We start from the raw sequence: 25,936 nt of genomic DNA on the forward strand, positions 1-25,936 counted from the left end.
CCCCATTAAGACTGCAGCGCAGTTGCTAAACGATCCAGCTTACCGCGGACCGAGCCATCAATTACCATGTCACCTGCTTTAATCAGCATTCCGCCGACTACGTCAGGATTGACGCTACAGTGCAATTTAACCTTGCGTGCCAAACGTTGCGATAATGCAGCTATTAGCTTGTCTTGTTGTGCAGTATTCAGCGTGGTGGCAGAAGTTACTTCAACAGTAATTTCTTTTTCATACGCTGCTTTATGCTCAATAAAAGTTGCTAATACTTCAGGCAACGCCAACAAGCGGTGATTTTCAGCCATAACTTTAATAAAGTTGCGACCTTGCTCATTGAGTTGCTCACCACATACCTGGATAAACAGGTCGGCCTGCGTTTCGGCAGTGCCGTTAGTACGCAATATGGCAGCAACCTGTTCGTGTTTTGCTACTTCCGCAGCGAACACCAGCATTTCTAACCATGCGTCCAATGCTTTTTGCTCAACAGCAAAGTCAAAGGCCGCTTTTGCGTAAGGACGAGCAATATTCGTCAAATCAGACATAGCTCACCCTCTTACAGTTCTTGTACCAGTTTTTCCAGGATGTCAGCGTGAGCCGCTTCGTCAATAGAGCGTTGCAGAATTTTCTCTGCGCCGGCTACCGCTAAGGCTGCTACCTGCTTGCGTAAATCTTCACGTAAACGATTGCGTTCAGCTTCAATTTCAGTCTTGGCTTGTGCCAGGATATTGTCGCGCTCAGCAGAAGCTTTCGCTACCGCTTCGTCCAGCATTTTCGCTTCACGCTTTTTCGCTTGCTCGATGATTTCAGCCGCTTGTGCTTTGGCATCTTTTAACTGATCTTTTGCTTTGTCCTGGGCTAAAGCCAAGTCTTTTTCAGCACGATCAGAAGCCGTCAGTCCGTCTGCGATTTTCTTCTGGCGCGCTTCAATTGCATTACTCAGCGGTGGCCAGACGAACTTCATACAAAACAGTACAAAGACGACAAAAGCGATTAATTCTCCGATAAGAGTGGCGTTTAAATTCACGTCCGCTCCTCCTTATTTAGTTGTTCGAGTTTAAAAACCTTAAATTACATTGCGAACAACATGTACATGGCGATACCTACACCGATCATAGCTACGGCGTCGATAAGACCAGCAAGGATGAACATTTTAACCTGTAGTGAAGGGGCTAGTTCTGGTTGACGAGCACAAGCTTCTAAGAACTTACCGCCCATGTTACCGAAACCTAGCGCAGTGCCGATAGCACCGAAACCGATTAACAGCGCAACTGCGATTAATTTGATAGCTACTGCAATTTCCATTTTTATCTCCGATATTTCAAGTTTAAGTTAAAGTTTAAAAAAAATTAATGATTGTCCGAACTGGCCATGCTCAGGTAAACAATGGTCAGCATCATAAACACGAACGCCTGCAATACAATTACCAGGATGTGGAATACCGCCCAAACAAAGTGCAGTGGTAACTGCAACAAGCCAATGGCACCAATCAGGATAAAGATCATTTCGCCCGCATACAGGTTACCGAATAAACGTAGTGCCAGCGAGAATGGCTTGGCTACTAAGGCAATCAGCTCGAGTAATAGGTTAAATGGGATCAGTACAATTTGCAGCGGTACGTTTTTGGTGCTGAAAGGATGCAGCGTTAACTCTTTAATAAAGCCAACAACACCTTTAATACGGATTGAATAACCGATCATCAATAAGAATACGCCCAATGCTAAAGCGGCGGTCATGTTGATATCCGTTGTGGGTACGATCTTCATGTAAACATCATGCGAGTCCATACCAAAGAAGGTGGCTCCAACCCAACCGGCAAAGGCTGGCAAGAAGTCAACAGGTACTAAGTCCATCAAGTTCATTAGGAAAATCCAAACGAAGATGGTCAGTGCCAGCGGGGCAATAAGCTTGCTTTTACCGTGGTAGGTATCTTTAACGTTGGCAGCAACGAATTCGATAACCATTTCCACAAAGCATTGAAATTTACCCGGTACGCCGGTTGTCGCTTTTTTAGCGGCGCTACGGAACAATAATATAAATAAGAGGCCTAAGCCAATAGACCAAGCGAGCGTATCAATGTGCCATGTCCAGAACCCGGCCTCGCTACACGCTTTGTTAAATGCGACACTACCGTCAACGGTACACATTTTGGCGTTAGTAAGGTGGTGCTGAATATGACTGGATAGCGTTAACTCTTCACCTGCAGCCATGTTTCATCCCAATGTTAATGTTTAAAGAAAAAAGGTGCTGTCCATTGCGTGAGCAGGGTAAGCAAAAATCCGGTAAGAAAAGGTCCCGCTACCGTTTGCTCTTGTTGAAAAACCACTGCACACAACACTACTGTTAACAATACTTTCATTGATTGGCCGCGCATCATTGAAGCCGCCACCAATTCTGCTTTATCTGCGCCGCTGTGACGAAACGCAAAAAAAGCGAATGCAAAATTCGCTATTACTGCCACTAAACCGCCTTTAAAAGCAGATTTAGCCGCTGCGGCATCTGCCGCAATCAGAAAGAATAACGCCACCAAGGTTGCAAACACTGCTTGAAACAAAACTAACAAATATGCAGCTTTACGACTTTGCTGGCTATTTGGCTCAGCCACTGTAATTCCCTCTGAAAACGCCCGAGAAGGGGTTACAAAAAACATGCGAAAGTATACTTATTTGCCCCTGATTTGCAACTAAAAGCGGCTTAGACCTTAGTCATGTAGCGATCTTGGAGAAAATTTTAGCTATTCTGATTGTTCTTGGCCTAACTTACCTAAAATGCCATCTAATTCATCTAAACTATTATAGGCAATCATTAAACTGCCTTTGCCTTTTTTGTTGTACTGAATTTGCACAGGTGCCGCAAAGCGATCGCTTAAGCGTTGTTCAAGTGCAATCACATCGGGATCTTTTACTTTTGGCTCGGGTACAGGTGCGGGTTCAAGTATTTTCCGCACTAAATTTTCAGTATCACGTACCGTCATTTGTTTAGCCGCCACCAAACGGGCAGCATCAGACTGGTCTGCATCTGATAAAGCTAATAAAGCCCGTGCATGCCCCATTTCAATATCGCCATGCTCTAACAGCAATTTCACATCATCGTTTAATTGGTTTAAGCGTAAGAGATTGGTGACAGTGGTGCGTGATTTTCCGACCGCATCAGCCACTTGTTGATGGGTTAATTCAAATTCGGATAACAAGCGTTGCAGTGCTATGGCTTCTTCCATAGCATTAAGATCTTCGCGTTGAATATTTTCAATCAGCGCGATAGCCACGGCAGCTTCGTCAGGCACATTTTTGATAAGACAAGGTACTTCGGCAAGTTGTGCCAATTGCGCCGCTCGCCAACGGCGTTCACCCGCGATAATTTCATAGCTGTTTTCGGCTAAGGTACGAACAACGATGGGTTGAATAACCCCTTGCGCCTTGATTGAACTGGCCAGATCGTCTAACGCTTCTTGTGACATGTCTTTACGCGGTTGATATTTACCAGGGCGTAGAAACTCTACTGGAATAGTTTGCAGTTCCGATTTAATCGGTGCGACATCTACTGTGTTAGTAGGTTTACTTGCTGTGAGTAATGCATCAAGCCCTCGGCCTAAACCGCGTTTTTTTAAAGACATGCGAAGTGTAATTCCTTTAGAGGCTGTTAGCTGGTTAGGTTAGCTGCTGTACTACTTTTCTTTTCAGATCGCCGTAATATTTCACCCGCTAAAGCGAGATAAGCTTTAGCGCCTGTCGAGCTTTTATCGTAATACATTACCGGTGTACCAAAACTTGGCGCTTCGGCAAGCCGAACATTACGCGGGATCACCGCACGATACACTTTATCACCAAAATGTTGTTTTAATTGCTCAGACACATCGTTGGCTAAACGATTACGGGGATCATACATGGTCCGTAATATGCCTTCGATTTTCAGATCGCCATTGATCACCGCGGCTAATTTATTAATGGTTTCAACTAAAGCGGTTAAACCTTCTAGCGCAAAATATTCACACTGCATCGGCACTAATACGCTGTCAGCTGCAGCCATTGCGTTAACCGTCAACATATTCAAAGAAGGTGGGCAATCGATAAAAATAAAATCGTAACTGCTTTTGTAAGCTTTCAATGCGTTCTTCAAACGAAGTTCACGAGCAAAAACGTCCATCAGGCGCACTTCGGCCGCGGTCACATCAGAATTGGCGCCGATCAGATGATAACCGCCGGTCGTTTCTTTTACGACCACTTCTGATAAGGGTTTTTCATCGACCAATAATTCGTAAGCACTGGCGGCTAATTCATATTTATCGACGCCGCTCCCCATAGTGGCATTACCTTGAGGATCAAGGTCAATTAGCAGAACTTTACGTTTTGTTGCGGCCATAGAGGCAGCCAAATTCACCGCTGTGGTTGTTTTACCCACGCCGCCTTTTTGGTTAGCTATTGCGATGATTTTGCCCACAAGGATCCCTCTTTGACGATTAGACTTTTTTTAGAATAACCAAATGACGCTGCGCATCCAGCTCTGGTACTTGTAAGTTTTGAATAGCTGTTACTTTAACAAAATCCGGCAAAGCTGCAATTTCTTCTTGCACTGCAGCGCCCTTCATGGCGAAAAACTGGCCGTTTAGCCTAGGTAAATGCTGACACCAGTTCAGCATATCATTAAGTGAAGCAAATGCGCGGCTTATTACACCATCATAACCGGGTTGGGGTTGATGATCTTCAACTCGGCTTTGCAGTGGGAAAATATTGTTTAAGCCTAACTGTAATTTCACCTGATTTAAAAAACGGATACGTTTTCCTAAGCTGTCTAACAAGAAAAATTGTTTCTGTGGATAGTAAATGGCCAATAACACGCCAGGTAAACCAGGACCGGTGCCAACATCAATAAAACGTTCGCCGGTTAAATAGGGTGCAACAACCAGGCTATCCAATACGTGCTTGATGAGCATTTCTTGTGGATCACGTACTGAAGTGAGGTTGTAAGCGCTGTTCCATTTATCTAATAACCGAACATAATCGACGCATTGTTGTAATTGTTGTTCAGTTAATTGCAGTTCGGTTTGTGCAACTAGCCGGCGTAAAGGGCTTAATAAATCAGTCATGCTTTTCCTTTAAGCGCTTTTACGCAGTAAACCTTGTTTTTTTAAGTACACCAACAGTAAAGAAATCGCTGCGGGCGTAATGCCTGAAATACGTGATGCTTGGCCAACCGTTTCTGGTTGGGTTTGGTTTAGTTTAACGATAACTTCGTTAGATAAACCTTTAACCGAGGCATAGTCGAAGCCAGCAGGCAATTTTGTTGCTTCGTTGCGTTGCTGCTTAGTAATTTCTTCTTGTTGACGGTTAATATAGCCTTCGTATTTGATCTGAATTTCAACTTGTTCAGCTGCTATCGGATCAGCTAAACAGGGGCCTAATTCAGCAATGCTAATTAATTGCTGATAAGTGACTTCAGGACGGCGGATCAATTCTTCTAAGCTGGCTTCGCGGGTTAACGGCGTTTTAAGCAATTGATTAACTTCGTTTAAAGCTGGGTGTTGTTGATGGATCCAGCCTTGACGTAAACGTTGCCGTTCAAGTTCAATTTGCTCCATTTTTTCATTAAATGCAGCCCAACGGATATCGTTGACTAAGCCTAGCTCACGGCCTTTACTGGTTAAGCGAGCATCGGCATTATCTTCACGTAACATCAGCCGGTATTCAGCTCGGCTGGTAAACATGCGGTAAGGTTCTTTAGTACCCAGTGTTGTGAGATCATCCACCAGTACACCTAAATACGCTTGATTACGGCTTGGTGACCAGCCGTCTTTTTCTTGGGCATACAATGCGGCATTGATCCCGGCTAGTAAGCCTTGTGCACCGGCTTCTTCATAACCGGTGGTACCGTTAATTTGGCCGGCAAAAAATAAGCCTTTGATAAATTTTGTTTCTAAAGTGGCTTTAAGATCGCGTGGATCGAAGAAGTCATATTCAATGGCATAGCCTGGCCGTGTGATATAGGCGTTTTCCATGCCTTTTATTGATCTTACAATACTGAGTTGCACATCAAACGGTAAACTGGTTGAAATACCGTTAGGGTATAGTTCATGCGTGGTTAAACCTTCTGGCTCAATAAAGATCTGATGTTGATCTTTATCAGCAAAACGCATCACTTTGTCTTCAATTGATGGGCAATAACGTGGGCCAATACCTTCGATCACGCCGGTATACATCGGTGAACGATCTAAGTTGTTACGTATTACATCGTGTGTTTTTTCATTGGTGTAAGTGATGTAACACGGGATTTGCGGTGGTTGATCGCTATGTTTGCCCAAGAATGAAAATACTGGCGTAGGATTATCGCCTGGCTGAGCTTGCATGACCGAAAAATCCACGGTGCGAGCATCAATACGCGGCGGTGTGCCGGTTTTCAAACGATCCACTCTAAAGGGTAAATTGCGTAAGCGTTTAGCCAAGGCGATAGACGGTGGATCGCCTGCTCGACCACCAGAAAATTGCTCTAGGCCAATATGGATTTGACCACCCAAAAAGGTGCCTACTGTCAGCACCACGGTTTTACTATGAAATTTTAAACCCATTTGCGTAACAATGCCTTTGACTTGATCTTGTTCAACGATCAGATCATCACAGGCTTGTTGGAAGATTTTAAGATTTGGTTGGTTTTCTAATATGCTGCGAATGGCGGCACGATAGAGCTGCCGATCAGCTTGAGCACGAGTAGCACGAACGGCTGGGCCTTTTGAACTGTTTAAAGTTCTAAATTGAATACCACCTCTGTCTGCTGCCATAGCCATGGCGCCACCCAGTGCATCGATTTCTTTAACCAGATGGCCTTTGCCAATACCACCAATAGCTGGGTTACAGGACATTTGACCGAGGGTTTCGATGTTATGCGTTAGCAATAAAGTATTTTGACCAGCACGAGCTGCAGCTAAGGCGGCTTCAGTACCTGCATGTCCACCACCTACAACGATAACGTCAAAACTTTCTTGAAACAGCATACTTGCCTCGATCACATACAGATTAAAAACAGGGTGAATATTGTAGCCTGATCTTGGGTTGAGTGAAATGGGCAAAATAGGATCAGGATCGTGCTTAATATATATAAGATCTTTTTAGATCTTTTTTATTATTACTTCTATTAAGCAAGCCATTTGCAGTGGATAAGCCTTTTTACATATGAAGGATCAATAGATTAGATAAGATCAGATCCTGTGATCAAGCTTGGATCTACATCAGGTGAAGCCGTGTGTAAGATCGTTACTTATCCACAATAGCTGCAGAAAATAATTTTGTTATTGGGATAAATACAGCTTAATAACCGCATAAAAGACTAGTTATCAACATTAGTTATATTAGAAGTGTCAATATGTGTATAAGGTGTGGGGAAGCGGATCATAAGATCGTGGCGGCCATAGCATTGTTAGCATGCACGGATCCCTTGCTGGGATCCCGCTGCAAAGTTATCCCCGATCAGATCCGGATAAGCTGTGGATAAATAAAGGTAGCCAAGCTTGGGCAATATCCTCTGGCAAGGCGTCTGTTTGTGCGTCGATATCTAAACCGTCGATAAGGCGTTCTGCACCGCGATTTTCTAATAAAGTGGCAATTTTTTGCCCTGCTAAGCAAAAAGTATCATAACTGGAGTCACCTAAAGTGATCACGGCGTAAGAAAGTGTGTTAAGATCACTGCGATCTTGTGCTAATTGATCCGCAAAGGGTTGAATATTATCAGGCAGATCTCCTGCGCCATAGGTGGATGTGATCACTAACCAGATGTGAGTCGGGTTTAGCTGATCCAAATCGGGTTGAAGATGAAGTTTAGTTTCATATCCCGCTTGTACCAGTGTTTCAGCAACTTGTTCTGCCACATATTCCGCTGCGCCCATTTGGCTGCCAACGAGGATTTCTATCATAGATTTCTTCCAGGTGGTAAATGACTGGCTATACTAATGGAATAAAATCGAGAAAAGCTACGGCTTTTGCTCGTTTTCGTGTTTTTACTGCATTGCAGGCCAAGTAAAAACAACAATAGCACTCCAACAAGCCTGCGTGTGATTTGAGGTTATAACAACGTATGTCTGAAACTTTGTCTTTTTCCCAGCTAATGCTGCCGGAACCGCTTGTTCGTGCGGTTACTGAACTTGGTTATGAAACGCCTTCGCCTATCCAGGCAGCGGCTATTCCAAAATTATTGGCTGGCGAAGACGTATTAGGTCAGGCGCAAACGGGTACTGGTAAAACCGGTGCTTTCGCTCTGCCTTTATTGGCACGGCTAGATCCTGCGCAAAATGATCCACAAATTCTGGTATTAGCACCCACTCGCGAATTAGCGATCCAGGTTGCTGAAGCCTTTCAAGCTTATGCTCGCTACATGCCGGCATTTCATGTCTTGCCTTTATACGGCGGTCAAAGCTATACCAATCAACTTAAATCACTGAAGCGTGGTTCACAAGTTATCGTCGGTACGCCGGGTCGTATCTTAGATCACTTAGATCGCGGTACGTTGAAACTCGACAAACTGCGCGCTATCGTGCTGGATGAAGCCGATGAAATGTTACGGATGGGTTTTATCGATGATGTACAAACCATCATGGATGCAACACCCGCCGGTCGTCAGGTGGCGATGTTCTCTGCTACCATGCCCGCGCAAATTCGCGCTATTGCGCAAAAGCACTTAAAAAATGCTGAAGAAATTAAAATTGCGTCGAAAACCAGTACCGTTGAGCGCATTACTCAGCGTTATGTGATGCTGGATTCTAATCAAAAGTTAGATGCGTTAACCCGTTTATTAGAAGGCGAAGAGTACGATGCCAGCATCGTGTTCGTGCGTACGAAAAGTGCTACCGAAGAAATTGCTGAGAAATTGGGTGCCCGTGGTTATGCCGTTGCCTGTTTAAATGGTGACATGAACCAAGCACACCGTGAGCAAACGATTCGTCGGATGAAAGCCAGTCAGCTGGATATCATTGTGGCAACTGACGTAGCGGCGCGTGGTCTAGACGTTGAGCGTATTAGCTTAGTAGTTAACTACGATATTCCTTACGATAGTGAAGCCTATGTGCACCGGATTGGTCGTACGGGCCGCGCTGGTCGTGAAGGTAAAGCGATTTTATTCGTATCACCCCGTGAACGCCGTTTGCTGCGCACGATTGAACATGCAACTAAGCAGCCGATTGAGCAAATGAGCTTACCAACCGGTCAAGTGATTGAGCAGCGTCGTATCGAGTCTTTCCGTGAGCAATTAGCACAAACGATTGAAACGCAAAATCTGAGCTTCTTCCAAGAGTTAGTGACAGATTGGCGTGAAAAATTAGAAACGACCGATGTTGATTTAGCGACAGCCTTGTTGTATCTAGCGCAAAAAGATCAGCCATTAAACGTAGCGAAGCAATTCCCTGAATTACGCCAGCCGCATGCTCGTGGTGAACGTGAAGAGCGGCCACGTCGTGAGCGTAGCGATCGCCCAGCGGGTGATCGTCCAGAACGCGGTCCACGTGTGCGTCGTGAAATGAAAGGCGACTACAACACCTATCGCATTGAAGTGGGTAAAGAGCACGGTGTAAGAGCCGGTGATATCGTTGGCGCTATCGCCAATGAAGCGAACATTGATAGCCAATTCATTGGTAATATCAAATTGTTTGACCATTTTAGTACGGTAGAATTACCGGCTACGATCCCAAATGAAATTTTCCAACACCTGAAAAAGGTTTATGTGCGTAAGCAGAAACTGAATATCAGTGTGGATACGGGCGCTGCGGCTTCTGGCGGCGAGCGTCGTCCAAGCACTGGCACAGGCCCTGGCCCGCGTCCTGGTGCAGCACCACGTGCACCACGTAAGCCAAGAGATTAATCTTTATTTTGACTAAATTGCCTCGCTTTTGCGGGGCTTTTTTTTGGAGACAGAACCCCGGCTTTTCGTGATAGATAGGCCTTGTTTGTTCAGGTAAATTTACCTAGAGTAGATACTTGCCATTTTACTAATAAATAACCAGAGAGACCTGCTGATGTCTGCCATTTTGTCCCGTATTTCAGTCATAAGCCTGGTCACTGTATTGCTGTGTAGCCAATTTGCTACTGCCAGTGCCGTGCGCCAGACAAAAGGTGATTTTGAAGATAAATTTCGTCAATTAGACGAAGTGCTTCCAACACCAAATATCTATCGTAATGCTGCCGGTGAACCAGGCCAGCAATATTGGCAACAACAAGTCAATTATCAGATGGATGTAACCTTAGACGAAGCCAAGCGCCGTTTAAGTGCCAAACAACAAATTCAATACAAAAACAATTCACCTTACACGTTGAAATATTTATGGCTGCATTTAGACCAAAATATTTTCAAAAACGATTCAATGGCTGAAATGAGCACCGATTTTGGTGGCGTTGGCCGTCGCGGTCCTGCTACTTCGATTGGTGAAGGTGACATTACTGCCCGTTTGAGCCTAGAAGAGTTACGTCGCCAACAATTTATGGCCGATAACGAGCTGGGTTTTCAAATTAATAATGTGAAAAACAGCAAGGGTAAAACCTTAGCCGCCACGGTAGTGGGTACGTTAATGCGCATCGATTTAGACACGCCATTAAAACCCGGCCAGTCGATGGAGTTTAGTTTAGATTTTGCCTTTAACATCGTAGAAGAAGATGCGGTGTCAGCCCGTTCAGGTTATGAGCATTTTCCGGATGATGCGAATGAAGGTGGCAATGATATTTTCTTATTAGCACAGTGGTTTCCGCGTTTAGTGGCTTACACCGATTACGAAGCGTGGACCAATAAAGAATTTTTAGGTCGCGGCGAATTCACCTTAGAGTTTGGTGATTATGATGTGAAATTAACGGTACCAGCCGATCACATAGTGTCAGCGACTGGTGAGTTACAAAACAGCAGTAAAGTGCTGACTAAACAGCAAATTGCACGGTTAGAGCAAGCGAAAACAGCGAAGCGGCCGGTGTTTGTTGTTACTGAAGAAGAAGCCTTAGAAAACGAAAAAGCCGGTACTAATGACAGCAAAACCTGGCATTTTAAAGCCAATAATGTGCGTGATTTTGCTTGGGCGTCATCACGTAAATTTATGTGGGATGCTAAAGGTTATCAACAAGGCGGCAAAGAGCAGCCGTTAGTCATGGCGATGTCGTTTTATCCTAAAGAAGGCGGCGATCTGTGGAAAAAGTATTCTACGGAATCTGTGGTGCATACCATGGAAGTGTATTCACGTTTTTCGTTTGATTATCCGTACCCAGTGGCACAGTCGGTAAACGGCCCTGTCGGCGGTATGGAATACCCGATGATCACATTTAACGGCCCTCGCACTAAGTTACAAGACGATGGCAGCCGTACTTATTCTCAAGCCGAAAAACGCTTCTTAATTGGCGTGGTGATCCATGAGATTGGTCATATTTATTTCCCGATGATTGTTAACTCGGACGAGCGTCAATGGACTTGGATGGATGAAGGCTTAAACAGCTTTTTAGACGGCGTTGCCGGTCGTGAGTGGGATCCTACTATTCCTTGGGGCGTTGAGCCTCGTGATATTGTCGATTATATGAAATCGGATGTTCAAGTGCCGATTATGACGCAATCCGACAGCGTATTACGTTTAGGCCCGAATGCTTACACCAAACCCGCTGCAGCATTAAATATTCTGCGTGAAGTGATCCTAGGCCGTGAGTTATTCGATTTTGCTTTTAAAGAATATGCCCAGCGCTGGAAATTTAAACGCCCAACGCCATCTGATTTTTTCCGTACCATGGAAGAAGCCAGCGGTGTTGATTTAGATTGGTTCTGGCGTGGCTGGTTTTACAGCACTGATCATGTGGATATTTCGTTAGACCGTGTCTATCAGTTACGCATGGATACCAAAGATCCTGATATTGATTTTGCACGTGAGCGCCAGCAAGAGTTAGACAAACCCACCTCATTGTTTGTTGAGCGCAACAAAGCGGCAGGTAAAGTACTGTGGATTGATAAAAACAAAGATATCACCGACTTTTATGATGAAAACGACCGTTTTACCGTAACCAATAAAGAACGTAATGCCTATAACAAGTTCTTAGCCGATTTAGAGCCGTGGGAGCGCACCGCGTTTGAACGTGCAGTAAAAGAAGATAAAAACTACTACGTACTGCAATTCAGTAATTTAGGTGGGTTAGTGATGCCCATCTTACTGCAACTGCATTACACCGATGGCAGCGTAGAAGATCAGATGATCCCTGCTGAGATTTGGCGTCGTAGCCCGAAAGCGGTGAATAAGATGATTGTGACGGCAAAAGACAAAGTGTTAAAAGAAGTGATTGTCGATCCGAAATGGGAAACCGCCGATGTCGACATTGAAAACAACTATTACCCACGTCGTATTATTCCGTCACGCGTAGAGGCTTACAAATCTGACAAGAGTAAAGCCAAAGTAAGCCGCGATATTATGCAAGACAGTAAAACTAAGCTAAAAGATCCGGCTGAAAAAACCGATGAAAAGCTTAAGGAAGGTAATTAATGCGTTATCTGCTTAGCCTGCTGTTACTGGCAGGCTTGGTTAGCCCAAGTTTTGCACATGAAATGAATGCGGCGGTCAGTACGGTATTGTTTAACGCACGAAGCGGTAATATTGAAGTGATGCACCGTTTTTATGTGCATGATGCTGAACATGCGGTAAAACAATTGTTTGATAAACAAGCTGATTTATTAAATAACGAACAAACCCAGCAAACATTTAGTCAGTATGTGACAAAGCAATTTGCTTTAACGCATTTAAACGGTGAACCGATAGCGTTAACCCTGATTGGCGGCCAACTAGACGGTCGCTTCTTTTGGGTATACCAAGAGGCTGTAATGCCAGATGACTTGCCAGGGTTGCGGGTACGTCACCGCTCTTTACAAGAGATTTGGCCAAAGCAGATTAACACCGTTAATATTGAAAGCATGAATGGCGTTAAAACCCTCAGTTTTGATAAAACCATGGATTGGCTAGACGTTAAATTTTGATATTAAAGCGATGTTAAAGTAGCAAAGTTGGAGTGACACATGATTATAGCTTGCCCATTTTGTCATGGTTTAAACCGTGTGCCGGCGGACAAAGCGGCCAACACTGCCCGTTGTGGTAAATGTAAGCAAGCTTTATTCACTGGCCAGCCATTAACCTTAACAAGTGCCAACTTTGCCGCCCATGCTGAAAAATCGGAATTACCTTTAGTTATTGATTTTTGGGCCAGTTGGTGTGGCCCTTGTCAAAGTTTTGCGCCAATATTCAACCAAGCGGCTGCCGAGTTAGAACCTCAATTTCGTTTTGGTAAAATTGATACAGAACAGCAGCAAACCTTAGCAGCACGCTTTGCTATTCGTTCTATTCCCACTATTTTAGTGATACGCCAAGGTCAAACATTGGCGCAGCAAGCCGGTGCTTTACCGAAAAGTGCCTTTTATCAATTGCTACAAAAACTCAGTTAACCTTAGTTTGATCATAAAATTGCCTTTGTTAGGAGTGAAGTATGAGTAAAAACACCTTTACCTTAAGCAGCCCAGATATTGCCGAAGGGCATTTTATGGCAAAGCAGCATGAATTTGATGGCTTTGGTTGTAACGGCCAAAATATTTCACCTGAATTACATTGGCGTAATGCGCCAGCAGAGACCAAAAGTTTTGCATTGACGGTGTTTGATCCTGATGCGCCGACCGGCTCAGGTTTTTGGCATTGGATTGTCACCGATATTCCTGTGGCCGCAACCTGTTTAGCCAAAGGAGCAGGGACGGGCAGTTTACCGCCGGGTTGTCGTAGTTTTACCAATGATTATGGTGTGAAAACCTTTGGTGGTGCTTGTCCACCAGAAGGCCATGGCATGCATCGTTATCAATTTACGATCTGGGCTTTACCTGAAGAAGCATTGCCTGCACCAGAGGGCGCCAGCGCCGCAGTAGTGGGGTTTATGCTAAATGCGATGGCGTTAGCAAAGGCTACGTTAACGGCAACTTACGCGCGCGATTAGGCGAGTTACTACTATAGCCGCATAGCAGCGGCGATTTATTTCTCCTAAGCCTATAGGAACGCAGCTTTATGATGTTACCCCTGCGGATTAAAGTGTTGCTAGCTGGCTTTTTTAGCCAGCTGCTTTGCTTAGGTATTGCTCGTTTTGCTTACACGCCTTTATTACCATTAATGCAGCAACATACCGCTTTAGATGATGCCAGTGGTGGATATCTAGCTGCGGTAAATTACCTAGGGTATATGACAGGTGCGTTACTCGCGGCCCGTTTATCTAATTTGACCTTAAAAGATCGCTTATACCGAGCCGGTTTATTGATAGCCGTGCTAAGTACGGTAGGCATGGCGTTCACGGAAAACCTGTATCTGTGGTCATTTTGGCGGTTTCTCGCTGGGCTCAGCAGTGCCGGTTCCATGTTAATCGCTTCAGCGCTGATTATGCATTGGTTAATTAGCCATCAGCATCGTGCCGAGCTGGGAGTGCATTTTGCTGGTTTGGGTTTAGGTATCGCCCTGGCCGCTTTTTTAGTGGAAAGCATGGCCCGGTTACAGCTGGATTGGCAGCTACAATGGCAATTATTTGCGCTATTAGGGCTATTGCTGGCGATCCCTGCATGGCGATGGCTGCCGAAACCCGTGTTTAGCCCTGTCAGCCGTACCTCAGCCAGTGCGGATCGGCCACCGACTAAACGATTTTTACACTTGTTGTTGCTGAGTTATTTTTGTGCGGGTTACGGCTATGTGATTAGTGCGACCTTTATTGTGACTATTGTTGAGCGGATGCCAGGGCTTGCCGGTAGTGGCAACATCAGTTTTATCATCTTAGGCTTGGCGGGTGCGCCCGCCGTATTACTTTGGGATCGGGTCGCCCGTAAAACGGGCTATTTAACGGCGATTATTTTCGCGTTATGGCTGCAAGCTCTCGCCATTTTACTACCATTGTGGTTTAACAACTTGGCAGTGGTATTAGCCAGTGCGGCTTTATTTGGGGCGACCTTTGTTGCGGTGGTCAGTTTGGTATTAACCATGGCAGGGCGCTTATACCCGAGTAAACCGGCAAAATTGATGGGGAAAATGACTTTAGCTTATGGCAGTGCGCAAGTGATTGCACCGGCGCTAACCGGTTATTTAGCCCAGTTGACCGGCCACTTTTCGATCGGTTTATATTTAGCCGCGGGTTTTGTCGCTTTTGGTGCTTTGCTGATTACGCTACTCAAGTTTACGGATCGTACGGCACAACAACTTGATAATACTTAAATAAGTGCTATACCCACTACAGTGAATTAGCGTTGCCCTGAATGTTCAGTTTGCCTGCTGGCGATAATAATTAAAATAATTGCATCCAAAAACTCGGCTTATTCGGATTTTAGTATGCTAATAGGCCATAAGGAGTTTTTGTTATGTCTACCCCCCAACTGCTCGAACGCGATTTGCAACAAATTGCTTTGGGCGATACCGCGGCATTTCGTCGTTTATACGAAGCCACCTCTGCTAAGCTGTTTTCGGTCAGTTACACCATGCTGCGCCGTTCAGATTGGGCAGAAGAAGCACTGCAAGATACCTTTATTAAAGTATGGCATCGTGCCGCAGATTATTCGGTTTCAAAAGGCTCAGTAATGAGTTGGTTGATCAGTATTGTGCGTTATCGCTCCATTGATTTACTGCGTAATCGCGCTAATCAAGAATTATCTGCCGATGATTTTGATGAGTTACCTGCTGCCGATATGCTTGAGTCGACTATCGAGTCGTTAGGTCAGGCGAAGAACCTGCGGATGTGCATGGACGAATTACAACCTACTACGCGCCAGTGTATTCAATTAGCGTTTGTGTGTGGGTTAAGTCATCAAGAAGTCAGTGAGCATATTAGTGAGGCATTAGGTTCGGTGAAAAGCTGGATCCGCCGCGGCCTAGATAGCTTAAAAAGGTGCTTACAACGATGAAATATCAGTCGACAGAACTACAACATCAATTGGCCGCCCGATACGTGCTTGGCAGTATGCGTGGTTTAGCACGGCGACGTTTTCAGCGGCTACTGATGGATATTCCGGCTTTACGTGACGAAGTGGCGTTTTGGGAAGAGCATCTGCACGAGTTAACAGATGTGATCCCTTTGCGGCAACCCCCAGCTCAGGTATGGCAACGCATTCAAGAACGTTTAGGCTGGGTGCAAGCGCGCCCGGTGAGTCGTTTTAATTGGTCTTGGCTGCTAGGCGCAATGGCCAGTATCGTTTTATTGGTGAATGTGTTCATGCTAGTAAGCCCCGATCCGAGCATCACGCCTAGCCCACAACGTATAGCCGTGATTCAAAACGCAGATGCTCGAACGCTCTGGTTAATTGAGCAGCGCGATCAGCAACTTAAAGTTGCGGCTGTCGGCGCGATTGCACCATTGGCTAATGAAGATTATCAGTTATGGATGTTACCGGCTGATGGTACGGCGCCGGTGTCATTAGGGTTATTGCCGCAACAGGGTGAAGTGTTATTAACATTAACCGATAAAATTGATTTGGCTTTAGTGGGCGCATTGGCGGTCAGTCGTGAACCTTTAGGCGGTTCACCTGAGCCATTCCCAACCGGTCCGGTATTATTTACGACGGATTTATTAATTATTTAAAAATAGTTGCATCTAATACGTCCACTCAATCGTTGCTTGAGCAGACCTGACAAAAATTGTTGGGTGTCATAATCAAAAAACGATTGAGAGGACAACAAGATGAATAGGAAAACCGTTATTGCTACTGCACTATTAGCTGCCTTGGCAACCACCACCACTGCTTTTGCTTCTAGCCACCGTGAAGCGCCCAACGTGACGCGCTTACCCACGATTGATTCCACTGATTTTTATATTTTTAATAGTTATGAATCGGGTCGTAGTGATTATGTCACCATTATTGCCAATTATATTCCGTTGCAAGATAGCTACGGTGGCCCGAATTATTTCGCGATGGATCCGGCAGCAGTGTATGCATTGCATATCGATGCTAATGGCGATGCGATGGAAGATTTTACTTTTGAATTTCGCTTTAATAATAAACTACCCAATGGCGGGATTAAGCTACCGGTTGGCCCAAATGGTGTGATGGTCAGTGTACCGTTGAAACATGTTGGCCCAATCAGCGCCGGTAATAACGGTGCGTTAAATTACAGTGAAACCTACAGCATGAGCTTAGTGACGGGCTCGCAAAGAACCGGCGCTCGTAGTGCGATTGCAGGCGCTAATGGTCAAACTGAATTTGTGAAACCTTATGCTTATGTGGGTGAAAAAACTTTTGGTAACACAGCGGAATACTCTGCGTATGCCGATCAGTATATTTATGATGTCTCTATTCCAAATTGTAATGCAATGGGCCGGGTGTTTGTTGGTCAGCGTAAAGATCCCTTCACTGTTAACTTAGGCGAAACCTTTGATTTAGTAAATTATGTTCCCGTGGAAGGTGACAGTGCGCCCGGTGCGGGTGATGGCAATGGTTTCCCTGGCGGTATTACCCAATCAACCGCTAATGATGATTTAAACGATAAAAACGTTAATACCATTGCTTTAGAAGTGCCTAAGTCGTGTATTACGGGTTCGGGTAACGGTGTGATCGGGGCATGGACGACGGCCAGCTTACCGCAAGCACGTATTTTAAACCCGAATGCCACCTTGGAAAAACCGGAAGTAAACGGTGGTGCTTTAGTACAAGTGTCACGTTTAGGCTCACCACTGGTGAATGAATTAGTCATTGGTATTGACGATAAAGATCGTTTTTCAAGCGCACATCCGTCTGCTGATGGCCAATTTGCGACCTATGTAACCAATCCAACCTTACCGATTATTCTGGATTTATTGTTTAAAGATGCCGTTAACGCCACTTTAGGTACGTCATTTGACACTATCGCGCCAACACATTACCCACGCACTGACTTGGTTGCTGCCTTCTTAACGGGTTTTGCGGGTGTTAATCAGCAATCGATGGTGACAGCGTCAGAAATGTTGCGCTTAAACACGATGATCCCAGCTACCCCTGCTGAACAGCAATCTAATTTTGGCGTGGCGGGTAATGATTTAGCCGGTTTCCCAAATGGCCGTCGTCCTGGTGATGATGTGGTAGATATTGCACTGCGCGTGGTGATGGGGGCGTTATGTCATGATATTCCGGTAGCCGGTACACCGACCAATCTGGGCTTATGTCAGCCAGAAGATGCCAATGTGGGTACTGCGCCCTTTACTGATGGTGCACCAATAGATGCCAGCTTTATGAACACGAGTTTTCCGTATTTGATCGCGCCATTAGCCGGTTCACCACAATAAGGAGTCCGTAGCATGTTAAGCAAAAAATCTAAGCTGTGTCTGGCCTTAAGCACAGTATTGTTGGTGAGCGCCTGTAATGACTCCGCTGATAAAGCGGTGACACCCCAGGTTAATACGGCGCCACAAGCGGCCGCATCGTCGATAACCACTCGAACAGATACCGCGGTTACAGCGCGGTTAACTGCGGTGGATGCCGAAGGGGATAATCTTCGTTATAGCAGTAATACTGAACCAGCAAATGGTCAGGTGTTGATTGCCATCGATGGTGTCTTTACTTACACACCCAATGCTGAGTTTGTCGGTAGCGACAGTTTCAAATTTACGGTGTCGGATGGCAAGTTGAGCACAACGGCAACCGTTAGTGTGCAAGTCACGACCTTGCAAGTGTCGTTAAGAAGCGCAGTGCGTGATGCGTATGCGCAAGATGCGCAAAGTAAGCCGTTGTCAGTCAATGGCCGCGCTTTTAACCAAGACGTGTTAGATACCGCAGAGTTTGCCGATCTGGTGGCTGCGGGCGTGGTGGCGAACAATGAGTAAAAGCACCTACTGGCGTTTTGCCATAGGCGTGATGTTTAGCGTGGTGTGCGGCTCTGCCGCCGCCACGGCTGTTAAAGCTGAGCATTATGCTGAGTTAGTAATTCAGGGCAAGCAAGCTGCGCAGCATCAGTTGCATGAAGATGCCGAAATACTATGGCAGTTGGTGGCGCCGCGGTTAGCTTCATTGCCGGCAATAGAGCAAGCACAGTGGTGGTTGGCACAAGCCGATTTATTACAGTTCGAACATCGTTTTGCTGAAGCGTTAACGGCTTTAGAGCAGGTATTGGCGTTGCAGCAGTTACACGAGCCAGTGTATTTGATGCAAGCGCGTATTGCGTTAACGCGTGATGATTTAGCGCGAGCAACACAGGCTTGTCGTGCTTTAACCGGCTATAGCCAAATTGATGTAGTGGCAACCTGTTTACTCGAAGTAAAGGGTAGAGCCGGGCAATTAGAAAGCAGTTATACCCGTTTACAACAGCTGCATTGGCGTAATAGCAATTCAACTGAGGCATTACAGCAATGGCGACTACAAATCTTAGCTGAGCAAGCGCATTTGTTAGGGCGTTATAGCGAAGCGTTAGAGTGGCTGGATTACCCAAACTATTTTCAGCAACCGGAAGTGATGCAGCGGCAAATGCTGGATATTTTGCTACAAACCGGTCGAGCTGCAGAAGTGTTAGCGCTCTCTGGCGTTTGCCCAAAAGTGGATGCCTTACCCTCTGATAGCCTGTTAGTGCGGGTAGCCTATGCCGAAGCTCAACTTGGTGAGCAGCAATGCTGGCGCGAGGTGACTGCGCAGCGTATGCATTTGCGAGAGTTACGCGCCGATGCCTTACATACCGCAGATATTGCCTATTACTTTAGTTATGTTGCGCCAGATGGCGAAAAGGCTCGGTATTGGGCTAAACAAAATATGGCTGTGGCACAAGAGCCATTCGATAAACAATTACTTGCAGCAGCACAGGAGCTTGCACTATGAAACAGGCCTTTCTTTATTCTGGTTTAATCATTAGCCTTTTGTTTGCTTGGCCCTCGCAGGCACACAAATTTAGCACCAGTTGGGTGCAAATGAGCAGTGGTGCCGATCACCCCGCAGAATTTGATTGGAGTTGGTTGCTGGCCGAACATGACTTGGCCGTATTAGCGCCTTTTATGATGGATAATACTGGGCGCTTACTCGATGCGGATGCGTTGTTAGCCCAGCAAGTTCCCTTTAACAATGTGATTAATGACATGCTGCAATTTAATGTTGATTGCCCATTAGAAGTGTTACCGGTAGTGCATGTAGTACGCGAGGTGTATGCCGGCCAGCAGTCGGTGCGTATTTATGGTCATGCAGGTTGTCCCTTAGCATCATTACAGCAGGTTAGGGTAGCGCAGTTGTTTGATAAGTTAAAAGATCACAAAGTGATTGTCGAGCTAACTGACACGGCAGAGCGTAGCGTATTAAGCCAGAGCAAAACACAGTGGCAGTTAGCGGAATAAGCTTATTTACCGATACAAAATGAGCTAAAAATGCGTCCGAGTAAGTCATCACTACTAAATTCACCCGTGATTTCATTCAGATGTTGTTGAGTTAGCCTTAATTCTTCGGCCAGGATTTCACCTGCAATATAACTGTGCAGTTGTTCTTGGCCAGTACTCAAATGCTCCGCCGCGCGATCCAGTGCATCTAAATGGCGACGTCGAGCCAGAAAGCTGCCCTCAGTGCTGGCATCAAAGCCAATGCATTGTTTTAAATGTTCGCGCAGTGCATCAATACCATCACCGGTTTTAGCCGATAAACGATAAACCGGAGCTGCTGCTTGTTGGTCCGGTGTCATGGGCTCACCAGTAAGATCGGCTTTGTTGCGGATCACCGTTACGCCTAAATTAGCAGGTAAGCGGTCAATAAAGTCTGGCCAAATTTCGCGGGGGTCGGTGGCAGCCGTGGTTGTGCCATCTACCATAAACAGTACTCTGTCGGCTTGGGCGATTTCATTCCATGCTCGCTCAATACCAATTTGTTCCACTTGGTCGTTGGCTTCGCGCAGGCCGGCAGTATCGATAATATGCAGCGGCATGCCGTCGATATGAATATGTTCGCGTAAAACATCTCGGGTCGTACCGGCAATGTCGGTGACAATTGCCGCTTCACGCCCGGCTAAGGCATTTAATAAGCTGGATTTTCCGGCATTTGGGCGGCCAGCAATCACCACTTTCATGCCTTCACGAAGAATACTGCCTTGTGCCGCTTGTTTCTTCACGGTGGCTAAAAAGTCGATAATGTCGGCTAAGTCTGTGGCGACTTTGCCGTCTGATAAAAAATCAATTTCTTCATCTGGAAAGTCGATAGCCGCTTCAACATACATCCGCAGATAAATCACTTTTTCAACTAATTCATGAATACGCCGTGAAAACTCACCCTGTAAGGATTGCATGGCGCAGCGAGCGGCTTGTTCACTACTGGCATCAATTAAATCAGCAATGGCTTCGGCTTGAGCCAAGTCGAGTTTATCGTTTAAAAACGCGCGCTCTGAAAATTCGCCAGGGCGAGCAATGCGTACATTGGGTAATTGCAGCACTTGTTTAAGTAACATGTCCAGTAGTACTGGCCCGCCATGCCCTTGTAATTCAAGCACATCTTCGCCGGTAAACGAGTTTGGGCCTGGGAAGAACAACGCTATACCTTGATCCAGTAATTGCTGGTCTTTAGCATAAAAGCCTAAATATTCGGCGGCACGGGGTTTAGGGATTTTATGCAGTATGGCTTGGGCCACCGCTTTGCTGTCGGGGCCAGAAATACGAATAATGCCTACTCCGGCTCGACCTGGGGCAGTGGCTAAAGCGGCAATAGTATCAGTGCTAAACATAACATCCTCTGGGATAAAAAAAGCCTGCTGCATAATGCTAACAGGCTTAGTGTAGAACATCTTATCCGCAAGGGATAAGTTGCGCGGTATTAGGTTTTGCGGGTATGCAGACCTTTTTTCTCCATGCCGCGATAAATATACAGCATCTGGCCAAGTGAGATTAAGTTACTGACTAACCAGTATAATACTAAGCCACTTGGGAACCAGAAGAAGAATACGGAGAACGCGACAGGCATCCACATCATCAGCTTCTGTTGTAAAGGATCGGTGACCTGCATTGGCGTGAGTTTCTGCATCATAAACATACTCAAACCAAACAACACCGGTAACACATAGTATGGGTCTTTAGTTGATAAGTCGGTGATCCACAGCATAAATGGCGCATGGCGTAGTTCAATACTTTCAACAAATACCCAGTACAGTGCTAAGAAAATAGGCATTTGGATGAGCATGGGTAAACAGCCACCCATCGGGTTTACTTTCTCTTTGCGATATAATTCCATCATCGCTGGGCCCATTTTCTGCTTATCGTCTTTATAACGTGCTTGAAGTTCTTCAATTTTCGGCTTCAAGTTACGCATTTTCGCCATCGACTCATATTGGATCTTCGTCAGCGGGAACATTGCGCCTTTCACAATTAACGTAATACAGATAATCGCTAAACCCCAGTTGCTAACAAATAACTGAATTTTAGTCAGTAGCCAGAACAGTAATTGTGAGATAAACCACAGGAAACCGTAATCAACGGTAAGGTCTAGGCCATTGGCTAATTTGGCTAATTCGTCTTGGACTTTAGGGCCAGCATAAAACGTGGCTGTGATGCTGGCGCTTTGGCCCGGATCAATATCAATGGCAGTACCCAGCGCGCCAATAACGCCTTTGTTCGTGCCGTGGATGCGGCTGTATAACTGGTTAGTGCCTGCTGAGTCTGGGATCCAGGCAGCAACAAAGTAATGCTCTAACATGGCAACCCAACCTGCTTGAGTGCTGACGCTCAGGTTAGTTTTCTGCATGTCTTCAAAGTCATACTTTTTATAGCGTTCTTCGCCGCTACCAAAAGCGGCGCCACGGTATATCGGCATAAACATGCTGGCGCTTTCGCCACTATCAATGTTTTGTAATAAATGCTGATAAGGCTGAACCGTTTTGATTTCATCGCTGTTGTTGACGATAAAATATTCTACCCGGACATCATATTGTCCTGGCGTAAAGGTAAAGCGTTTTTCGATTTGCATGCCATTGTGCGTTAAGCGCAGTGGCACCACTAAGGGTTCAGTACCCTGAGCTTGATATTGGGCTTTTTCAACTTGATACAATGGCCGTTCAGTGCGGTCTGGGCCGTCACGGGCAATCAAACCAGATTGCGCAACATATTCAAAACCAGGAAGCTGACGCATCAATACATAAGGGGTGTTGCTGTCTTTGGTTAAGTTATGTTCAGGCAATTTAACACTAACAATATCACCACCGCGGCTATCAATCTCAAGTTCAAACACATCAGTGCTAACTTTAATGCGACGGTTTTGATCAATGTTGGGCGTGCTGTTGGCTACCGCCGGCGTGTCAGGGCTATCCATTAACATTGATGCCGAGCTGCCATTGTTAGCACTGCCACTTACCGTGCTGCTGACCTGTTGAGGGGCCACCGCCGGTTGCGGACCATAATCTTTTTGCCATTCCTGCCAGAGGAAAAAACTGACGATTGCCAGGGCAATTACTAGAAAACTGCGTTGTGAATCCATGGGTTAGCTTTTCTCATTATGCTTATCAGGAACGGGATCTTCACCACCTTGGTGAAACGGATGACATTTTAATATGCGTTTGCTGGCTAACCAAGCCCCTTTTGCTGCACCAAAGCGACCAATGGCCTCAATAGCATAATTTGAGCAAGTTGGGTGGAATCGGCAGCGAGGCCCCAATAGCGGGCTTATCAATAATTGATAACCTCGGACTAGGCCGAGCATCAACCAAACGATAAAGCGGTGTATTGGCGAGCGATCTTCTGCCATAGCCGTTCCAGTTGTTTCAGTAATTCATCATTAGGGGTGTTGCTAATATCCCCTTTTACCATGAGTACCAGATCCACACCGGGAAGCTGATGCTGATGCAAACGAAAGCTGTCGCGCACACATCGTTTAATACGATTGCGGTGCACGGCTAATTTAACACGTTTTTTGGCGATAGTAAGGCCAATTCGTGGATGAGCTAACTGATTGGGCTTTGCTAGAATGGTAAATAGGGGAGATGCGACCCGAAACGGGTTTTGAAAAACATTGTCAAACTGACTGGGAGTTAACAGACGTAACTCCCGGCCGAATCTGAAGCTGGGCACGCAGCGTTTAACGACCAGTTTAGGCTGTTAAACGTTTACGGCCTTTAGCACGACGACGTGCTAACACCTCACGACCATTTTTAGTGGCCATGCGGGCGCGGAAACCGTGGTTACGCTTGCGCTTTAATACGCTTGGTTGAAAGGTTCTTTTACTCATAATTTCATCCGTCCGGTCGAAATATTTACTAAGGTTACCTGTGTTTTAGCAAATACACCAAAACGCAGCTGACAAAAATGAGCGCGAATTTTAAGTACTCTGCGCCCTAAAGTCAATGCGATCCTTGCTTTAATTACGATCCTAGCTAGTCGCGATCCCTGTTTTACTAAAGTTTTCCACAGCCTAGGCGATCTTTTGCGAATAAAGTGTGAGTTATTTATTGTTTAAGCCAGATTTAACCCAGTTTTAGCTTGAGTATTCTTAAATAGAATAACGGTATAATAATCAATTAATACAAAAGCATAGCGTGTTATTGAGGGTGTTGTTAGGCTTTTTTAAAAAGTCAATCTTGAAGTTGTGGATAAGATCATACGATAATGCCGTTTGGCATTTCTACACCAGCCTTATCGATCATTATAATTCAGGCTTCAGGAGATCAGGTGTATCAGTCCGTTTGGCAAAATTGTCTGCAAGCTTTGCAAGCAGAACTCCCCGCGCAACACTTTAGTATGTGGATCCGTCCTTTACAGGCTGACAGCTCGGCTGACGCGTTGACGTTGTATGCTCCCAATCGTTTTGTATTGGATTGGGTGCGTGAAAAATACCTAAACCGGATCCTTGAACTGATCCGCGATTACTGTGGTGACAACGCACCGCGTTTACGCTTTGATGTGGGTACTAGCCAAAATAACGTCAAAGCTGCGCCCGCGCCACAACCGCATCTGATGCCGTCTGAAGTGGCTGTCGCTTCGCGAGAAATTGCAGAACCGGTTCCTAAAACCATAGTGCGCTCCAATATGCGCGCGAATTACACCTTTACTAACTTTGTTGAGGGTAAGTCGAACCAATTGGCTCGTGCGGCAGCCTCACAGGTGGCTGACAACCCTGGCACGGCTTATAACCCATTATTTATCTATGGCGGCACAGGTTTAGGTAAGACGCATTTATTACATGCGGTTGGTAATGGCATTTTAGCGAAGAAACCGGATGCAAAAGTGATCTACATGCATTCAGAGCGCTTTGTGCAGGATATGGTAAAAGCCCTACAAAACAATGCTATAGAAGAGTTTAAGCGCTATTACCGTTCGGTTGATGCGTTACTTATTGATGATATTCAATTCTTTGCCAACAAAGAACGTTCCCAAGAAGAATTCTTTCATACCTTTAATGCCTTGTTAGAAGGCAATCAACAGATCATTTTAACCAGCGATCGTTACCCCAAAGAAATTGATGGTGTCGAAGATCGCTTAAAATCACGCTTTGGTTGGGGTTTGACTATCGCGATCGAGCCACCTGAGCTTGAAACACGGGTGGCGATCTTAATGCGTAAAGCGCAAGAAAATCAGATCCGCCTACCGGAAGAAGTGGCTTTTTTCGTGGCCAAGCGTTTGCGCTCAAATGTTCGCGAACTCGAAGGCGCCTTGAATCGGGTGATTGCTAATGCTAATTTCACCGGTCGGCCCATTACCATTGATTTTGTGCGGGAAGCCTTACGCGATTTATTAGCCCTACAAGATAAGCTGGTGACGATCGAAAATATTCAAAAGACCGTAGCCGAATACTACAAAATCCGTATCGCGGATTTACTGTCGAAACGGCGTTCCCGTTCGGTCGCACGGCCGCGGCAAATGGCGATGGCGTTAGCGAAAGAGCTCACCAATCATAGTTTGCCAGAAATTGGGGATGCTTTTGGGGGTCGCGATCATACAACTGTGCTTCATGCCTGTCGTAAGATTGAATCGCTAAAAGAAGAAACACATGAAATTAAAGAAGATTTCCAAAATCTTATTCGAACATTATCGTCTTAACAGGGTTTTGT

At 45.6% G+C, this 25,936-nt stretch carries 28 protein-coding genes; 13 read left to right on the forward strand and 15 right to left on the reverse strand.

What is annotated here, in order from left to right:
* Positions 1-5: 5 nt before the first annotated feature.
* The 10 genes from atpH to mioC form a co-directional block, all read right to left on the reverse strand.
* Positions 6-539 carry a F0F1 ATP synthase subunit delta gene (gene atpH / locus L1N97_RS05815; RefSeq protein WP_226750653.1) on the reverse strand — a complete coding sequence of 178 codons (534 nt, stop codon included), beginning with the start codon at positions 537-539 and terminating at the stop codon, positions 6-8.
* Positions 540-550: 11 nt separating this feature from the next.
* The gene (gene atpF / locus L1N97_RS05820) at positions 551-1,021 is read right to left on the reverse strand and encodes a F0F1 ATP synthase subunit B (protein ID WP_226750654.1); all 471 of its coding nucleotides are present in this window, start codon (positions 1,019-1,021) and stop codon (positions 551-553) included.
* Positions 1,022-1,065: 44 nt separating this feature from the next.
* Entirely contained in the window at positions 1,066-1,299 is a 234-nt protein-coding gene (gene atpE, locus L1N97_RS05825; protein WP_062483651.1) for a F0F1 ATP synthase subunit C, read from the reverse strand.
* Positions 1,300-1,343: 44 nt separating this feature from the next.
* The gene (gene atpB / locus L1N97_RS05830; protein ID WP_236129122.1) at positions 1,344-2,204 is read right to left on the reverse strand and encodes a F0F1 ATP synthase subunit A; all 861 of its coding nucleotides are present in this window, start codon (positions 2,202-2,204) and stop codon (positions 1,344-1,346) included.
* 14 nt (positions 2,205-2,218) lie between these two features.
* Positions 2,219-2,599 (reverse strand): ATP synthase subunit I, encoded by a 381-nt coding sequence (locus L1N97_RS05835; protein ID WP_229586161.1) that lies wholly within the window; start codon positions 2,597-2,599, stop codon positions 2,219-2,221.
* A gap of 129 nt (positions 2,600-2,728) precedes the next feature.
* Positions 2,729-3,607 (reverse strand): ParB/RepB/Spo0J family partition protein, encoded by an 879-nt coding sequence (locus L1N97_RS05840; protein ID WP_229586160.1) that lies wholly within the window; start codon positions 3,605-3,607, stop codon positions 2,729-2,731.
* Between the two features lie 26 nt (positions 3,608-3,633).
* Positions 3,634-4,431 carry a ParA family protein gene (locus L1N97_RS05845; RefSeq protein ID WP_236129123.1) on the reverse strand — a complete coding sequence of 266 codons (798 nt, stop codon included), beginning with the start codon at positions 4,429-4,431 and terminating at the stop codon, positions 3,634-3,636.
* Between the two features lie 19 nt (positions 4,432-4,450).
* Positions 4,451-5,077: a 16S rRNA (guanine(527)-N(7))-methyltransferase RsmG gene (gene rsmG, locus L1N97_RS05850; protein ID WP_236129124.1), complete on the reverse strand. Its 627-nt coding sequence runs from the start codon at positions 5,075-5,077 to the stop codon at positions 4,451-4,453.
* 9 nt (positions 5,078-5,086) lie between these two features.
* A complete protein-coding gene (gene mnmG, locus L1N97_RS05855; RefSeq protein ID WP_236129125.1) occupies positions 5,087-6,976 on the reverse strand; it encodes a tRNA uridine-5-carboxymethylaminomethyl(34) synthesis enzyme MnmG in 1,890 nt (629 codons plus the stop codon).
* Between the two features lie 462 nt (positions 6,977-7,438).
* Positions 7,439-7,891 carry an FMN-binding protein MioC gene (gene mioC, locus L1N97_RS05860; protein WP_236129126.1) on the reverse strand — a complete coding sequence of 151 codons (453 nt, stop codon included), beginning with the start codon at positions 7,889-7,891 and terminating at the stop codon, positions 7,439-7,441.
* 161 nt (positions 7,892-8,052) lie between these two features.
* Here mioC and L1N97_RS05865 point away from each other — a divergent pair, with 161 nt between their 5' ends.
* The 12 genes from L1N97_RS05865 to L1N97_RS05920 all read left to right on the forward strand — a co-directional run bounded on the left by L1N97_RS05865 (position 8,053) and on the right by L1N97_RS05920 (position 20,261).
* Positions 8,053-9,828 carry a DEAD/DEAH box helicase gene (locus L1N97_RS05865; protein ID WP_236129127.1) on the forward strand — a complete coding sequence of 592 codons (1,776 nt, stop codon included), beginning with the start codon at positions 8,053-8,055 and terminating at the stop codon, positions 9,826-9,828.
* A 154-nt stretch (positions 9,829-9,982) separates the two neighbouring features.
* Entirely contained in the window at positions 9,983-12,463 is a 2,481-nt protein-coding gene (locus L1N97_RS05870; RefSeq protein WP_229586156.1) for a M1 family metallopeptidase, read from the forward strand.
* Positions 12,463-12,951: a DUF6702 family protein gene (locus L1N97_RS05875; RefSeq protein ID WP_236129128.1), complete on the forward strand. Its 489-nt coding sequence runs from the start codon at positions 12,463-12,465 to the stop codon at positions 12,949-12,951. The genes L1N97_RS05870 and L1N97_RS05875 overlap by 1 nt, the downstream gene beginning before the upstream one ends.
* A 39-nt stretch (positions 12,952-12,990) precedes the next feature.
* Complete coding sequence (gene trxC, locus L1N97_RS05880) at positions 12,991-13,413, forward strand: thioredoxin TrxC (RefSeq protein WP_236129129.1); 423 nt, start codon at positions 12,991-12,993, stop codon at positions 13,411-13,413.
* 41 nt (positions 13,414-13,454) lie between these two features.
* Positions 13,455-13,949, forward strand: a complete 495-nt coding sequence (locus tag L1N97_RS05885; RefSeq protein ID WP_236129130.1) for a YbhB/YbcL family Raf kinase inhibitor-like protein — start codon at positions 13,455-13,457, stop codon at positions 13,947-13,949.
* 68 nt (positions 13,950-14,017) lie between these two features.
* Positions 14,018-15,202 (forward strand): YbfB/YjiJ family MFS transporter, encoded by a 1,185-nt coding sequence (locus L1N97_RS05890; protein WP_229586152.1) that lies wholly within the window; start codon positions 14,018-14,020, stop codon positions 15,200-15,202.
* Positions 15,203-15,345: 143 nt separating this feature from the next.
* On the forward strand, positions 15,346-15,885 hold the full coding sequence (locus L1N97_RS05895; protein WP_229586151.1) for a sigma-70 family RNA polymerase sigma factor: 540 nt from the start codon (positions 15,346-15,348) through the stop codon (positions 15,883-15,885).
* Positions 15,882-16,559, forward strand: coding sequence for an anti-sigma factor (locus L1N97_RS05900; RefSeq protein WP_236129131.1), 678 nt, complete (start codon positions 15,882-15,884; stop codon positions 16,557-16,559). The genes L1N97_RS05895 and L1N97_RS05900 overlap by 4 nt, the downstream gene beginning before the upstream one ends.
* 99 nt (positions 16,560-16,658) lie before the next feature.
* A complete protein-coding gene (locus L1N97_RS05905) occupies positions 16,659-18,236 on the forward strand; it encodes a DUF4331 domain-containing protein (protein WP_236129132.1) in 1,578 nt (525 codons plus the stop codon).
* A 12-nt stretch (positions 18,237-18,248) separates the two neighbouring features.
* Entirely contained in the window at positions 18,249-18,773 is a 525-nt protein-coding gene (locus tag L1N97_RS05910) for an Ig-like domain-containing protein (protein WP_229586148.1), read from the forward strand.
* Complete coding sequence (locus L1N97_RS05915; protein WP_236129133.1) at positions 18,766-19,755, forward strand: hypothetical protein; 990 nt, start codon at positions 18,766-18,768, stop codon at positions 19,753-19,755. The genes L1N97_RS05910 and L1N97_RS05915 overlap by 8 nt, the downstream gene beginning before the upstream one ends.
* The gene (locus L1N97_RS05920; protein WP_236129134.1) at positions 19,752-20,261 is read left to right on the forward strand and encodes a hypothetical protein; all 510 of its coding nucleotides are present in this window, start codon (positions 19,752-19,754) and stop codon (positions 20,259-20,261) included. The genes L1N97_RS05915 and L1N97_RS05920 overlap by 4 nt, the downstream gene beginning before the upstream one ends.
* A 2-nt stretch (positions 20,262-20,263) precedes the next feature.
* Here the strand turns inward: L1N97_RS05920 and mnmE are convergent, their stop codons facing one another.
* From mnmE to rpmH, 5 genes are all read right to left on the reverse strand, one after another.
* Positions 20,264-21,628, reverse strand: coding sequence for a tRNA uridine-5-carboxymethylaminomethyl(34) synthesis GTPase MnmE (gene mnmE, locus L1N97_RS05925; RefSeq protein WP_236129135.1), 1,365 nt, complete (start codon positions 21,626-21,628; stop codon positions 20,264-20,266).
* Positions 21,629-21,717: 89 nt separating this feature from the next.
* A complete protein-coding gene (gene yidC, locus L1N97_RS05930; RefSeq protein WP_229586144.1) occupies positions 21,718-23,370 on the reverse strand; it encodes a membrane protein insertase YidC in 1,653 nt (550 codons plus the stop codon).
* A gap of 3 nt (positions 23,371-23,373) precedes the next feature.
* On the reverse strand, positions 23,374-23,637 hold the full coding sequence (yidD, locus tag L1N97_RS05935) for a membrane protein insertion efficiency factor YidD (RefSeq protein ID WP_226750675.1): 264 nt from the start codon (positions 23,635-23,637) through the stop codon (positions 23,374-23,376).
* The gene (rnpA, locus tag L1N97_RS05940) at positions 23,592-23,960 is read right to left on the reverse strand and encodes a ribonuclease P protein component (protein WP_226750676.1); all 369 of its coding nucleotides are present in this window, start codon (positions 23,958-23,960) and stop codon (positions 23,592-23,594) included. Before rnpA ends, yidD begins: the two co-directional genes overlap by 46 nt.
* A 19-nt stretch (positions 23,961-23,979) precedes the next feature.
* Positions 23,980-24,117, reverse strand: coding sequence for a 50S ribosomal protein L34 (gene rpmH / locus L1N97_RS05945; RefSeq protein WP_226750677.1), 138 nt, complete (start codon positions 24,115-24,117; stop codon positions 23,980-23,982).
* A gap of 440 nt (positions 24,118-24,557) precedes the next feature.
* Here rpmH and dnaA point away from each other — a divergent pair, with 440 nt between their 5' ends.
* Complete coding sequence (gene dnaA, locus L1N97_RS05950) at positions 24,558-25,925, forward strand: chromosomal replication initiator protein DnaA (protein ID WP_229586143.1); 1,368 nt, start codon at positions 24,558-24,560, stop codon at positions 25,923-25,925.
* Positions 25,926-25,936 lie beyond the last annotated feature (11 nt).

This window comes from Rheinheimera sp. UJ63, from assembly GCF_021568285.1.
GTDB classification, from domain to species: domain Bacteria; phylum Pseudomonadota; class Gammaproteobacteria; order Enterobacterales; family Alteromonadaceae; genus Alishewanella; species Alishewanella maricola.